Origin of the sequence: Ensifer sp. KUDG1 (assembly GCF_050434285.1) — a bacterium.
Lineage (GTDB): Bacteria > Pseudomonadota > Alphaproteobacteria > Rhizobiales > Rhizobiaceae > Ensifer.
Genome location: NZ_JBNDIG010000008.1, coordinates 35339 through 48664, shown reverse-complemented (window position 1 = coordinate 48664; position 13326 = coordinate 35339). Strand labels below are relative to the sequence as shown.

Annotated in this window: 10 protein-coding genes; 8 read left to right on the top strand and 2 right to left on the bottom strand. The window is 64.1% G+C overall.

Annotated features, from left to right (window positions below):
• Positions 1–3: 3 nt before the first annotated feature.
• Together M2267_RS19815 and M2267_RS19810 are read right to left on the bottom strand one after the other, a co-directional pair.
• Positions 4–2106: a mechanosensitive ion channel family protein gene (locus M2267_RS19815; RefSeq protein WP_429116403.1), complete on the bottom strand. Its 2103-nt coding sequence runs from the start codon at positions 2104–2106 to the stop codon at positions 4–6.
• A gap of 141 nt (positions 2107–2247) precedes the next feature.
• A complete protein-coding gene (locus M2267_RS19810; protein ID WP_429116401.1) occupies positions 2248–4857 on the bottom strand; it encodes an SH3 domain-containing protein in 2610 nt (869 codons plus the stop codon).
• 427 nt (positions 4858–5284) lie between these two features.
• Between M2267_RS19810 and M2267_RS19805 the strand changes: the two genes are divergently transcribed.
• The 8 genes from M2267_RS19805 to M2267_RS19770 all read left to right on the top strand — a co-directional run bounded on the left by M2267_RS19805 (position 5285) and on the right by M2267_RS19770 (position 13144).
• Positions 5285–5734: a helix-turn-helix domain-containing protein gene (locus M2267_RS19805; protein WP_043613681.1), complete on the top strand. Its 450-nt coding sequence runs from the start codon at positions 5285–5287 to the stop codon at positions 5732–5734.
• 42 nt (positions 5735–5776) lie between these two features.
• Positions 5777–7648: an SARP family transcriptional regulator gene (locus M2267_RS19800; RefSeq protein ID WP_429116399.1), complete on the top strand. Its 1872-nt coding sequence runs from the start codon at positions 5777–5779 to the stop codon at positions 7646–7648.
• A gap of 32 nt (positions 7649–7680) precedes the next feature.
• Positions 7681–7902, top strand: a complete 222-nt coding sequence (locus M2267_RS19795) for a hypothetical protein (protein WP_043613678.1) — start codon at positions 7681–7683, stop codon at positions 7900–7902.
• 7 nt (positions 7903–7909) lie between these two features.
• Positions 7910–9157, top strand: coding sequence for a YcaO-like family protein (locus M2267_RS19790; RefSeq protein WP_429116398.1), 1248 nt, complete (start codon positions 7910–7912; stop codon positions 9155–9157).
• Complete coding sequence (locus M2267_RS19785) at positions 9154–9879, top strand: TfuA-like protein (RefSeq protein WP_429116396.1); 726 nt, start codon at positions 9154–9156, stop codon at positions 9877–9879. Before M2267_RS19790 ends, M2267_RS19785 begins: the two co-directional genes overlap by 4 nt.
• A 119-nt stretch (positions 9880–9998) precedes the next feature.
• Positions 9999–10235: a hypothetical protein gene (locus M2267_RS19780; protein ID WP_034799160.1), complete on the top strand. Its 237-nt coding sequence runs from the start codon at positions 9999–10001 to the stop codon at positions 10233–10235.
• Positions 10236–10699: 464 nt separating this feature from the next.
• A complete protein-coding gene (locus M2267_RS19775; RefSeq protein WP_429116392.1) occupies positions 10700–11737 on the top strand; it encodes an isopenicillin N synthase family dioxygenase in 1038 nt (345 codons plus the stop codon).
• Between the two features lie 45 nt (positions 11738–11782).
• Positions 11783–13144: an O-acetylhomoserine aminocarboxypropyltransferase/cysteine synthase family protein gene (locus M2267_RS19770; RefSeq protein ID WP_429116390.1), complete on the top strand. Its 1362-nt coding sequence runs from the start codon at positions 11783–11785 to the stop codon at positions 13142–13144.
• The last annotated feature ends 182 nt before the right edge of the window (positions 13145–13326 follow it).

The window sequence follows — 13326 nt, the reverse complement described above, 5'->3', positions numbered from 1 at the left end:
ATGCTATTCCTGCGGCGGACCGCCTTCGCCGAGCGCGGCGGCCGCATTCTTCTTGGCGATGGCGTCACGGGTCGCAGCGGCCGCGGCGACCGATTGCTGCTGCTCGTCGCCCGCCACCTGCACGGTCGGCGAGGCGAAATTGATGCCATTTTCCTTGAAGGATTCCTTGATCATGACCTGCGCCCGACGCCTGACCTGGGTCTGTGCCCCCGGCTTCGTCTTCATGGCGAAACTCAAGGTCATGCCGTAGTCGCCAAAGTTCTCGACGCCCTTCATCTTGACCGTTTCCAGGATCAGCGGCCCGATGTCCGGATCCTCGAGCAGCTTGGCGCCGATGCCCTTCACCAGCTTCTTCACCTTGGCGACGTCGGCATCGAAGGAAACGTTGATAAGGAACTTGTCGATCACCCAGTCTCGGCTCATGTTCTGCACCGCGCCGAGCGAGCCGAAGGGCACCGTATAGACCGGGCCACGGTGATGCCTGAGCTTGACGGAGCGAATGCTGAAGGACTCGACCGTGCCCTTGTAGCTGCCGCTCTGGATGTATTCGCCGATCCGGAAGGCATCGTCCATCATGTAGAAGATGCCGCTGATGACGTCCTTGACCAGCGTCTGCGAGCCGAAGCCGATCGCCACGCCGAAGACGCCGGCGCCGGCAATCAGCGGGCCGATTTCCACCCCTAGGCCGGAGAGCACCATCAGCACGGCCACGACGGCGATGAAGGCCGCCAGAAAATTGCGCAGGATCGGAAGCAGCGTCATCAGGCGGGTGTTGCGCGCGCGCTCGGCCGGATCCTCGGTCGCGTGATTGGCCTGCTTCACGCGCAGATTGATGAACCCCTTGACCAGTTGCCAGACCAGATCTGCAGCCAGCAGGATGACGATACCCGCCAGGGCGCCGCGGAACACCCGATTGAACGCGTCGTCCTGCATCATCGACGAGGCGCTGACCTTGAAGACGAGCGCCAGCCAGCCGGCGGCGAGGGCGATGACCAGCAGCCGTGCGCCGCGCTCGATGAAGATGTTGCGCACGACGCGCGGATCGTCCTCCGCCGAGCTATCCAGCATCGTCTTGGTGAAGGCGCTCGTGAACCGCAGCAGCGGCGGCAGGCCGATCACGTAAAGGCCGATCCAGAACAGCACGTCCATGCCGGCGACCCAAAGCAGCCAAAGCACGATCAGGAAGGCGACGAGGAACACGTTGCCAACGATACGGCGCGAGCCGATGACGGCGCCGGCCGGACGTCGCACGACGGTGAGAATCCCGAGCGCGAGAACCACGAGCCCAAGAAGCGCAGTGATGAGATTGCGCACGTCTGCGGATATCGACAGCGCGCTCATCGCATCGCCGACGCCCCAGACAAGCGCGCCGCCGCCGATCAGCCATAGGGCGTGCCGGTGCCAGAAGCTGGCCTCATCGGGCGTGAGCGAGAGGTAGCCCCCTCGCCCGTCCGCATTCCCCTCGTTGACAGGTCCGCCCGTCAGGACGGCCGAGGCGATGATCATCAGCAGGCGCGCTCCGATCCAGGCACCGAGCAGCGGCGCGATCGTCGTTTCCAGCCGCGTCGGCCAGTCGGCGATCGCCAGCACCGACATGCTGGCGGCGGCAAAAACGATGAGCGGCAGCACGCGCGTAAGCATCGTGCGGGCAGGCCCCGTCAGCACCGCCCCCTTCAGGCTGCGTCCGAGCAGCCATCGCAGGAGATATTCGGCGCCGTAGCCGATCACCAGGATCAGGAAAAACCCTTTGAGAATGGGCGCAGTGCCGTGGCTCTCCATGTCGCCGGCAAGGCGCTCCTGTGCCGCCCGAATTTCCGGACCGACGCGCGGAACCGCATTGCCGATGCCGGTCAGGTGGCGCCGGATTTCGGCGGTCCACCGCGCCACGACGCCGGTCGCGGGCGTTCCGTCCGCTGTATCAGCCGACGCGGCCGGCGCCGTCTGTTTCGTCGACAGCCACTGCTTCACTTCCGGATCATCGAGAAGCTGGATCAGCTGCTGGACCTTTGCGGGCGGGGCCGCAGGCGCGGCCTCCTGCGCCAGCCCCGGCGAAACCAGCCCGAGAAATACGGAAAGAAAAGCCAGGAGACCGAAGACCGGCCCCATAAGCAAACGACCCGACGACCTGACACAGCCCATTCTCAACACCCCCGACGAACATGCCCGTCCCCCGACCGGCACGACTCCCAATCTTTACAAAGGCTAACATACCACCTGGCTGTTGCGTCAACGTCAAATGCAATGCGGTCAGCGGCGACGGAAGCCACCGCCGCCATGGAACCCGCCACCTCCGTGGAATCCGCCTCCGCCATGGAAGCCACCCCCGCCGCCAAATCCACCACCGCCCTGGAAGCCGCCGCCACCGTGGAAGCCGCCGCCGTCAAAACCGCCGTCCCCGAAACCGCCCGGGCGGTCGAAGCCGCCGCCGCCACCGGCCGGGAAGTTCAGCGGCCGCTGATCGAAGGACTGCCGCTCGAAGGTGCGCTGGTTGCCAAGCTGCCGGCCGATATTGTCGATCGCCAGATGATCGGGAGCGTGCTCGCGGGCAGCCCGCGCCGCACCCTGGCCGGTTTGCTGGCGTGTCTCGATCCGCTGGTTGAGGTTTGCAGCCGCATCCGGATGGTTGGCAGAAAACTGCTCACCGGCTTTTGTCCTGTCCTGGATCAAAGGCTTCTGGACCGGCTGCCAGCCGTCCGGCGTATGCTTCTGCCATTGTCCGTCGTCACGTCGATAGACGTTTCCGTCGCGGCCGGCATAGACGTCGCCGCCCTTGCCGCCGGCGACAAAGCCATGGTTGCCGTCCGACGTGCGCCAGTTGACGCCGGCGCCGTTGGCAGTCGAGCCGCCGCTGATGCGGGCAAAGTCGGACCCGTGCTTGACGGCGGCCGTGCCCCAGCTGCCGTAAACGTTATGCCCTCCACGGGCGATCGCCGCGTTGCCGGTGCGCGGATTGTAGGCGGCAACGAAGCCGCGGTCTCCGTTCGGCCCGTAGCCAACCGCGCCGCGAATATAGGTGCCCGTGCGCGGATTGTAGGCCGCACCGGCAGCAATGCCGCGATAGGGCCCGTAGGCATATCCGTAACGGCCGAACGTGCCGATGGCGGGGTTATAGAAAGCGCCGACGCCATAGGTCACCGGGCGCGGATAATAGGGCCAGTAGCCGCCACCGGCCCAGCCGTAATCCCAATAGTCGTCATAGTACCAGCCGGTGCCGTAGACGAAGGTATCCCAGGCAAGATAGGCGCCGAGATAACCCATCGTGTAGCCGAACCAGACCGCATCGGGTTCGGTATCGTAGATGCGCACATAGGTGGCATTGTAGATCGGCGACGACGGCGGGATGGTATAGATCTCGTCCGGCACCGCCTTTGCCACGGCGAATGGCCCGGTCGGTGCATCGCCGACGAACCACACCCCGTCCTTCAGCACGAAGTACTTATCGCCGACCTTGATGACGGTCTCGTTGGTGTTGACCGCATAGGTCAGGGAGGTCCCGTCGATCTTTTCGAACTTCGGGTCGCCGCTATAGGCGACGTCCACGGTGACCGAACCATCGAGGGCGACACGCGCCTTTTCGGGGATGCTGGCCTTCAGCCGTGCCTCTGCATTCTCGGAGGTGCCGGGAACGGATGAGCGCACCGTGTAGTAGGCCGCATCCTGCGGGATGTTCTGGAAGTCCTGCGGCAGTTTGGGTGTCGCAAAGGTCCAGGGTCCGTCGAGCGAGGCGCTCGCGAACCAGCGCCCGGATACGAGGATGTACCAGCTGCTATCGGCGTCACGGTAAAAGACGTCGCTCTCGGTGTTGGTCGCAACCTTGAGGCCGGTGCCCGGAACCTGCTCGAGTTTCGGCTCACCGTCGAAGGCGAGCAGTTCCGACGGCTTGTCCGAATAGATGACGTCGGGCACGATCACCTTGTCTGCCTGCGGCGGGATCGCCGCCTTGGCATCCTTCCAGTTGTCGTCGTCCGGCAGCTTGCTGAGAATGTCGGGAAGCGATGCCGCAGGCTGCCATCCCGAGGAAATATCCTTGGACTGCAGCCATGACTTGTCGTTGCGCAGGTAGTAGGCCGCGTCGGCCTCGACCTTGAACAGGTCCCAATTGGTGTTGACCGCGAAGGAGAGCCCCTCGACGCCCTTGACCGGGGCGAGCACGATCTTGCCGTCGGTCTGCACCAGGATTGCCGGCTTCTTGCTGACGAAGATCGGCGGTGCGTCGGCCTTCAGCCCCTCGACATTGCCGAGCCGCTGATAGTCGGCAAGGCTCGCCGTCAGCTCGTCCTCCGAAACGGTTATCGTCCCGACCGGCATCAGCTTGCCGACCTCAAGCGTCAGGTCCGCCAGCTCTTTGCGGTCGAGGACGGAAAAGTTGATCTCCGTCATCTTGATGTCGGAAACGACGACCTGGCCCGACGCACTGTCGGCGTCGGTCTTGCCGGTAACGCCGACCACGCCGAAGATCGGTTTGGCGTCGTCGGATTGCTTGTATTCGGCGGCAATCAGCGCATCGAGTTCGGTAAAATCCTTCCAGGCGTTGATCTGCGGCTGGTAGAGCGTGATGGTCGCGCCGCTATCGGTCTTGTAGGCGCGCGGCCAGCCGAGCCCCTTGGGATCGGCATCGTTCAGGTACTTGCCGCTGACGAAGCCGTTCTGGCCGTTGAAGCTCACCGCGCACCAGGTGCCGGCATCGTCGCATTCCTTGACATCGACCTCGGTTCCTTCGGCGATCGTGCCCAGGCTGTTGAAGCCGGTTCCCGGTCCTTCCCGGAAATTGACGGAGGCGCTCGTCGTCGCCGGCCCGGCCTGCGCCGGAACGGTGGCAATCGCGAGGAGAGTGAAAGCGAGCGTCAGTCTGCGCATTAACGGTTCTCCGAGATCCCGGGCGGCCCGACGCGCGCCCGCAACGACTGAAGCCGAAGCTGACACCGGAACCGGTTGAGCCATAAGCATCTTTGCCCGCTGCCGTAGCGCAAGTACGTAACAGTAACGGCGACCGTAACGGGTCAGCGAGACGATGGATGCGACGGCGCAGAGCGTGTCGCAGCATACGGCCGCACGGAAGCGATTCGGAGCGCCGCAGGGGCGCATGCCGTTTCACCACCCCTTACGGTCCTTCAGGTCGCCCGCTTCTGTCCCGATCGCGACGGTCGCTATCCCGTCTCCCCAAGGGAAATCATCAAAGCGTCGCAAATCTTTGTGTTTTAGCCCGTAGTGATTGCATAGAGTCATTTATTCAAGCAAACTCATATGCATGATTTGACCACTCCTACGTGCGGAGGAAATACAAGTGAACACGAAAGCCCCCAGCCAGATCGATGTCTTTGTCGGTTCCCGCGTCAGGATGCGTCGGTTGATGGCCGGACTGAGCCAGGAGAAGCTGGCCGACGGTCTCGGGATCACATTCCAGCAGGTACAGAAGTACGAAAAAGGCACCAATCGCATCGGCGCGAGCCGTCTGCAGGCGATCGCCGATATCCTCGGCGTGCACCCGAGCTTCTTCTTCCAGGAGGGTGAAGACCCTGCCGGCGCACGCAACGGCGACACAACGCGCGAACCGAGCGAAATCTCGTCCTTCGTTTCGTCGAAGGAAGGCATCGCGCTCAACCGCGCTTTCCTGAAGATCACGGATCCGGTGCTGCGCAAGAAGATCATCTCGCTGGTGGCAGCCGTTGCCCAGACGCCGGAGACCGAGACCGCCCGCTCAAGCGCGAGCCACGCTCAGGACCTGCACGGCTAAACACCCGCGCCCGACAGGCCAGCGCCCGACAGGAATGACCGGATGACATTCAGACTGCAGACCCTCGGGCGCTTGCGGCTCGTCGATAACGGCGGGCGTCAGGTAGCGTTTCCCGAAAAGGGTCTGCTGATCCTGTGTCATCTGATCGTCGACGGCCACAGCGAGCAGTCCAGAAACGATATCGCCAAGCTCCTTTGGGACGAGATCGTCCCGAGCCAGGCCTTCGTCAATCTGCGCAAGACGATCTCCCGCATCAGCGCGCGCCAGGAAGAGCTCGGCTGTCATTTCCTGAGTTTCTCGCCGTCGTCCGTGCGCCTCGACGCCAGCCGGCTCAAAAGCGACGTCGATGCCATCGGGCGCGAGGCCGGCGATCCGCTTTCGCGCCTCCAGTGGGCGGTCGAAACGTTCCAGGAAGACTTCCTCAAGGACCTGAAGTCCCAGGGCCAGGCGCTGCATGGCTGGATCGAGCGGCAGCGTGGCGAGCACATGGCGCTGCTGCGCGAAAGCCTGCTGCTCGCAGCAGCGGAGGCGACGAACAACCATCGCAAGCTGGTCAAGGCGGCGGCGACCCGGCTGCTCGAGCGCAACCCGCTCGACGAGGACGTGCGCAAGATCCTGACCCAGGCGTTTCAGCTCGAAGGCAATCACCTGGAGGCACGGGCCGTCTCGAATGGCGGCGGTGCGATCGCGGTCAGCAGGCCGGAATTTCGATCGGTCTCCACGATAATTGCGCCCACGCCGGAGGCGGCCGTCGACACGCGCCCGCCGCGCGTCGTCCTTCTGCCGCCGAACAACGGCGCGATCGACAGTCCGGCAACACAATTTGCGAGCGCCCTGATCGAGGATGTGACGATCGGGCTTTGCGCGCTTCGCTCGGTTTCGGTGATCGCGCCCTATACGGCCGCGCAGATCAGCCTGCAGGCCGACAAGGCCAACACCTACCAGAAGCATGCCATCAGCTACATTCTCGACACGCGCCTCACCGACGAAGGCAGCCGGCTGACACTCTTCACGCAACTGATCTTCTTTGCCAATGACGAGGTGATCTGGGCCGACCGTTTCAATCTCGACGGTGACGGGCTGATGGCGTCGCGACGGGAAATCGCCCGCCAGATCGCGCTGGCGATCGCCAACCAGGTGGAGCGCAACGAGACCCATCGCCAGAGCTACGAGACCAATGTCGGTTCCTACCGCAACTTCCTGCTCGGCCAGCGCTATCTCAAGCAGCTCAATCTTCCGGAGGTACGGCGCGCCCGCAAGAGTTTCCGCGAAGCGCTCTACCAGAACGGCGACTTCGCGCCGGCGATGAGCGGTCTGGCCCGCAGCTATTTCGTCGAATGGCTGCTGACGGCCCGTGGCGACGCCGAACTGCTGGCGCTTGCCGAACGGCATGCGCGCGATGCGGTGGTGGCCGACGACACGCTGGCGACGGGCTACCGCGAGCTTGGCGTCGTCAAGCTCTACTTGAGACAGTTCGACGAGAGCATGGAATACCATGACAAGGCGGAGGCGCTGAGCCCTCAGCACGCCAACGTGATCGCGAGCTATGCCGATACGCTGGTGCAGGCCTCACGCCCCGAGGGCGGCCTGCGCAAGATCCAGGCAGCAATCGAGCTCAACCCGATTGCGCCGGACGAGTATTTCTGGACCGCGGCCGGCGCCAGCTACTCGCTTGGCCAGTATGAGCAGGCGATCGCCTATATCGAGCGCATGCGCGATCCGACCCCTGCCGACCGCCTGGCGGCGGCAAGTTGGGGCATGCTCGGCAACCGGAAGAAGGCGCGCCAGTTCGTCCGTAAGACTTTCGACGTGCATCCGGACTTTGATCTCGACAAGTGGATGACGATCGTTCCCTTTAGGGAAGAATGGCAGCGCGTTCATTATTGCGAGGGCCTGCGCAAGGCAGGCTTCTGATTTCTCACATCAGCAACGGCCAGGAGGGGAAAATGGCAAAAGTAGTGGTGATCGGTTTGGCGGACGACAACCGTCTTTGGGTCGCGGATCTGGATGCGGGCACGGTCACGCAGATTGCGACGCCGACGCAGGGACCGCTGGCTGCGGCCAACGACCTACGCAACAACAGTGGGGCCATGGTGCACAAGGGCGTCAATCTCGCCGTCGTTGCAGCCTCGTCCGGCTCCGTTTCCGGCGGGTTCATGGACGGCTAGTCCACGCGTGGCACAAGCCGATGAAACCGGCCGGCCGTCGGACGAGCATTCCAGCCGTCCGGCGGCCGGCGCGTTTTGCTATAGCGATCGCACCTGCCCGCCCGAAGAAACATTCCGGCGGATCGAGGCATATTTGCCGGCGCTCGGCGTCACCCGGCTTGCGCGATTGACGGGCCTCGACCGGATTGGCATCCCGGTGTGGAGCGCCGTATCGCCCAACGCCCGATCAATCGTCATCAACCAGGGAAAAGGCATCACCGATATCGACGCCAAGGTTTCGGCGGCCATGGAGGCGATCGAGCGCGCAGTGGCCTGCGCACCGTCAACCGCGACAAGAACGGCCACCAGCCGGGCTCTTTCCGAAACAGGCGACCGAACATTGCATCTGCCGGAGCTCATCGCGGCCGGGCAAGCGGACCTTCAGGACGACGAAACCATCGACTGGCTCCGGGGCTTCGATCTCTTGGACGGCGCAACCACCTGGATTCCGCGCCAAGCTGCGATCCTCGACCGCACGATCGTCGGCTGTCGCTACTGGCAATCCTCCGACGGCCTGGCATCGGGCAACACCGAGACCGAGGCGGTCCTGCACGGCTTGCTCGAGCGCATCGAGCGCGATGCCGAAACGCTGTGGCGAATGCTGCCGCTAAGCGGCAAGCACCGCGGCTGCATCGATCCGGGAAGCTTCGAGGATCCCGCTCTCGACGGGCTCGCGGAACGGATCGCCGCCGCGGGCCTGGACCTGCGCCTCTTCGACATGACGAGCGACGTCGGCATTCCCTGCTATGCCGCGACCCTTGCAGAAGCGGGCATTCTGTCCGCCAGGCAGCCGCGCTATCACGACGTCACCATCGGGCACGGCGCCCATCCGGTCGCGCGGCGCGCCGCCATCCGTGCGATGACGGAGGCTGCCCAGTCGCGGCTCACCTATATCAGCGGCGCCCGCGACGACGTGTTTCCGGAAACCTTCACCCGCGACCTTCCCGAGGAAACGCGAGGCCTGTTTGCCGCCGCGCCGCAGCGGAGAAGCTTAGCGGCGCCAGATGCCCCTGCCGGGCCGAAGGCGCTGCTCGATGACGTCATGTGGCGGCTCGAAACGGCCGGCATCCGGACGGTTGTCGTCGTTCCGCTGATGGAAGGCGTTGCGCCTTTCTCCGTGGTCAAGGTCATCGTTCCGGCCCTTGAAAATCCCGACGGTCTGCGCAAGCGCCGTTTCGGCGAACGGGCGCTCGCGCGCGCACTGGAGGCCGGATGAACGTCGCCTTTGTCGGCCCGACCTTGCCCGACGTACGAAACGCCGCGGACAAGAGCGTTCTCGTCCTCCCGCCCGCCGTCCAGGGCGACGTGCTGCGCGCAGTTGAGGACGGCGCAACCGCGATCGGGCTAATCGACGGCAACTTCGAGAATGTCGCGCCCGTCTGGCACAAGGAAATCCTCTATGCCCTGTCGAGAGGCGTGCAGGTCTTCGGCGCGGCCAGCATGGGCGCGCTGCGGGCAGCAGAATGCGCCCCCTTCGGCATGGTCGGCGTTGGTGAGATCTACCGGCAATACGCCGAGGGCGAGCGCGTGGACGACGCCGACGTTGCGCTGATCCATGGCCCCGCCGAACTCGGCTATCTGCCGCTGACGCTACCGCTGGTCAATGTCGATGCGACGCTCAGGCGCCTTTCGCAGAGCCACGCCCTTGCCCCGGAGCTCGCAGCGTCGATCGGCGCGACCGCGTCCGCCATGTTCTACAAGGAGCGCAACTGGGCGAGCATCGTCGCGCGCGTGGCGCTTCCGGCGGGCACGGACCGCACCCGTCTCGTTGCTCTGCTCGCGCGCGAATATGTCGACCAGAAGGGCATCGACGCGCGACATTTGCTGGACGTACTGCGACATGCACCGGCCCAACGAACGGTTGTACCGCGAAGCTGGAAATTCAATTCTACCAGCATGTGGAAGAGGTTGTTCGGTCAACCTGACGCTTCATCTTAAGGGTGTGGTTTTCAGATACAACGTGTGTCACGCTCATGTCACGCGCACTCCCGCCAAGTCACGCTATGATTGGTCACGCTGGGCTGGGCCTTTGGGTCCAATGGAAGCTGGGGAAAATCATGCTATCTTCATTTGCTGTACCGGTCGAACCGGAAGACAAGGAAAAGGAGCTCTTGGCACTGGCTCGTCTCGTCACCTATGCGCGCGACTCCGCCAAGACCCTCAACGTCGAAGGCGTGCAATACTGCCTCGAACTCGCGCTCGCATCGCTGCTCAAGGAAGCCGAGGACTGTGGCAGCCAGAGAGCACATCTGACCAACGAGCTGCTGACGCGCCCGAGCCTCGGTCGCTGCTAGATTCGACGCCGCTTCTGGGATTGCCGTCATCCGGCGATTGGTCTGCCTCCGCGAACCCTTAGTTTTGCGGATAAGCGACGGCATGACCTCCATGACGCCGACAACCGGATAGCCCCGTTTTGCCAAAGGCGAAGCGGGGTTGCCGCTGTTGTTCGGCCCGCGGTGGGCCTCTCCCCGCGCTTCGCCGCGAGCGGATTTGGTCGCCGAACGATCACTCTCTCGCACCGCATGAGTCAGCCCCCTGAGAATCCGGAAAACAAGCGGCCGGGACGGATATTCCCCACAAACCAGTTCCGTTCGAAAGCCCGCTTCGCGCTTTCGTTGAAATTTAGTCCATAATTTCCATAGATAATATTGAGTGAACGAACCACCTCCGGTTAGGCTTCTCCCATCACGTGCGAACCGGCGCAGGGCTCTTGTCCGAGCGACTGCCCCGAACGCCCGAACGACCAAGGGAGACCAGCTTGAGCCAGACAAATCCAACCCTGCCCGTCCTTGACCTCTCGCGCTTTGCGCCGGGCCACCCCGAGCGGGCCGCAGCGCTCGACGAGTTGCGTAGCGTTGCCCGCTCGGTGGGCTTCTTCTATCTCGAGGGCCACGGCATTCCGCAGGAAGAGATCGACGGCATTCTTTCGCTTTCGCGCCGCTTTTTCGCGCTGCCGGAGGATGACAAGCTGGCGATCGAGATGCGCAAGTCGCCGCACTTCCGCGGCTACAATCGCGCCGGCCTCGAATATACCCGGGGCACCCAGGACTGGCGCGAACAGGTGGACTTCGGCCCTGAGCGCCAGAGCCTCGAAGTTGCGTCCGGCGACGCGCCGTGGAAGCGACTCGTCGGCCCGAACCAGTTTCCCGGCGCCTTGCCGAAACTGAAGCCGGCGATCCTTGGCTATATCGAGGCGGTCACCGGGCTCGGCATCCGCTTGATCGAGATTTTCTCCGAAGCGCTTGGGCAGAAGCCAGACGTCTTCGGGCCGATCTACCGCGATGGCCCCAACCAGTTGCTGAAAATCATCCGCTATCCCGGCCGCGACAAAACCGAAAGCGACCAGGGCGTGGGCGCCCACAAGGATGGCGGCTTCGTCACCATCCTGTTGCAGGACGTGGTCGGCGGGCTGCAGGTCGACGACGGCAAGGGCGGCTGGATCGACGCGCCGCCGAAGCGCGGCAGCTTCGTCATCAATGTCGGCGAACTCTTGGAACTGGCGTCGAACGGCTATCTGCTCGCCAACATCCACCGGGTGGTGACGCCGCCGGCCGGCGGTGATCGGCTCTCGGTCGCCTTCTTCCTCGGCGCCAATCTCGCATCGACCATCCCGGTCCTCGATCTGCCGCCACATCTTGCAGCCGAAGTCCGCGGCGTCACCCAGGATCCGCAGAACCCGCTCTTCCACGAGGTCGGCCGCAACGTGCTGAAATCCCGGCTGCGCTCGCACCCCGATGTCGCCGCCGCGCACCACGCAGACCTGCTGGAACGGCCAAAGGCGGCCGAGCCTGCCTAACCAACCGGACAGCGCCGATCAACCTGAGAGCCAAGGAGAAATGGCATGACGATCCATCAGAAGCCGGAAGAGCCTGCAGTCGAGATCAAGGTGCCGACCGGCCTGCGCGAAGCCAGCGGCCGGCTGCATCCCGAAACGCTGGCGCTGCACGGTGGCAGCTATCGCTTCGATCCGGCAAGCGGCGCCGTCGCCGTGCCGATCTACCAGACGACCTCCTACCAGCTGCCGGGCACCGACGGCGCCGACAAGCTCTTTGCGCTGGAGGCGCCCGGGCATCTCTACACCCGCGTCTCCAACCCGACGCAGGACGCCTTCGAACAGCGGCTGGCGGAAATCGAAGGGGGTGCAGCAGCGCTCGCACTTGGCTCCGGCCAGGCGGCATCGGCCTTTGCGCTCCTGAACCTTGCGCGCTCCGGCGACAATGTCGTCAGCGCTGCGGGCCTTTATGGCGGTACCTGGGCGCTGTTTGCCGCGACGCTGAAAAGCTTCGGCATCGAGGTCCGTTTCGTCGATGCCGCTGATCCGGAAGCCTTTGCCCGGGCGACGGACGAGCGGACGCGCGCCTACTACGCCGAGTCCCTGCCGAACCCGAAGCTCGAGGTCTTTCCGATTGCCGAGGTCGCCGAAATCGGCAAGCGCTTCGGCATTCCGCTAATCGTCGACAACACCGCAGCACCGCTGACGATCCGTCCCTTCGACCATGGCGCGGCCGTCGTCGTCTACTCGACGACGAAGTACATCGGCGGGCACGGCACCTCGATCGGCGGCGCGATCATCGACAGCGGCCAGTTTCCCTGGCACGGGCATGAGGCGCGGCATCCGAACCTGCACGAGCCGGATCCGAGCTACCAGGGCAAGACCTGGCTCGAAAAAGCGGCCGCAATCGCGTTTCATCCCTATATCCTGCGCGCCCGCGCCGTGCTCCTGCGCGACCTTGGCGCGGCGATCAGCCCGCTGAACGCATTCCAGTTCATCCAGGGCCTGGAAACGCTGCCTCTGCGTATCCGGCAACACAACGAGAACGCCATCAAGGTGGCCGAGTTCCTCCGCACCCACCCGAAAGTGGCGCGGGTGATCTTCCCGAAGTTCCAAGATGGCGAGGCAAAGGCGCGCGGCGAAAAATATCTGCTGAACGGCCACTATAGCGCGCTTGTCGGCTTCGAGCTGAAGGACGGTCGCGAGGCGGGACGGCGTTTCATCGACGGGCTGAAGCTGCTCTACCACGTCGCCAACATCGGCGACGCACGCTCGCTCGCCATCCATCCGGCAACGACGACGCATTCGCAGCTGTCTGAGATCGATCAGCTGAAAACCGGCGTGACGCCTGGCTATGTCAGGCTTTCGATCGGGATCGAACATGCCGACGACATCATCGCCGACCTCAGGCAGGCGATCGACGCGGCCTGAGCGAACGACGCTTTCGCATCTTCCGCGGGCGCATCCACGAGGGGTGAGCCCGCGGAGCCGTTTTCGGTTCAAGACACGTCCATAGGCCTTTGTTTCGTTTCATGCGAAAAGGGAGCAGTCATGTCGGATTGATGTTGCCGGGCGCGTCCGTCGCCGCGGCACATCGAGACGCGCACAAGGAG

What these genes read in the sequence shown, in the direction of transcription:
- M2267_RS19815 (WP_429116403.1), bottom strand. Translation starts at nt 2,106, where the DNA reads ATGGGGCCGGTCTTCGGTCTCCTGGCTTTTCTTTCCGTATTTCTCGGG.
- M2267_RS19810 (WP_429116401.1), bottom strand. Translation starts at nt 4,857, where the DNA reads ATGCGCAGACTGACGCTCGCTTTCACTCTCCTCGCGATTGCCACCGTT.
- M2267_RS19800 (WP_429116399.1), top strand. Translation starts at nt 5,777, where the DNA reads ATGACATTCAGACTGCAGACCCTCGGGCGCTTGCGGCTCGTCGATAAC.
- M2267_RS19795 (WP_043613678.1), top strand. Translation starts at nt 7,681, where the DNA reads ATGGCAAAAGTAGTGGTGATCGGTTTGGCGGACGACAACCGTCTTTGG.
- M2267_RS19785 (WP_429116396.1), top strand. Translation starts at nt 9,154, where the DNA reads ATGAACGTCGCCTTTGTCGGCCCGACCTTGCCCGACGTACGAAACGCC.
- M2267_RS19780 (WP_034799160.1), top strand. Translation starts at nt 9,999, where the DNA reads ATGCTATCTTCATTTGCTGTACCGGTCGAACCGGAAGACAAGGAAAAG.
- M2267_RS19770 (WP_429116390.1), top strand. Translation starts at nt 11,783, where the DNA reads ATGACGATCCATCAGAAGCCGGAAGAGCCTGCAGTCGAGATCAAGGTG.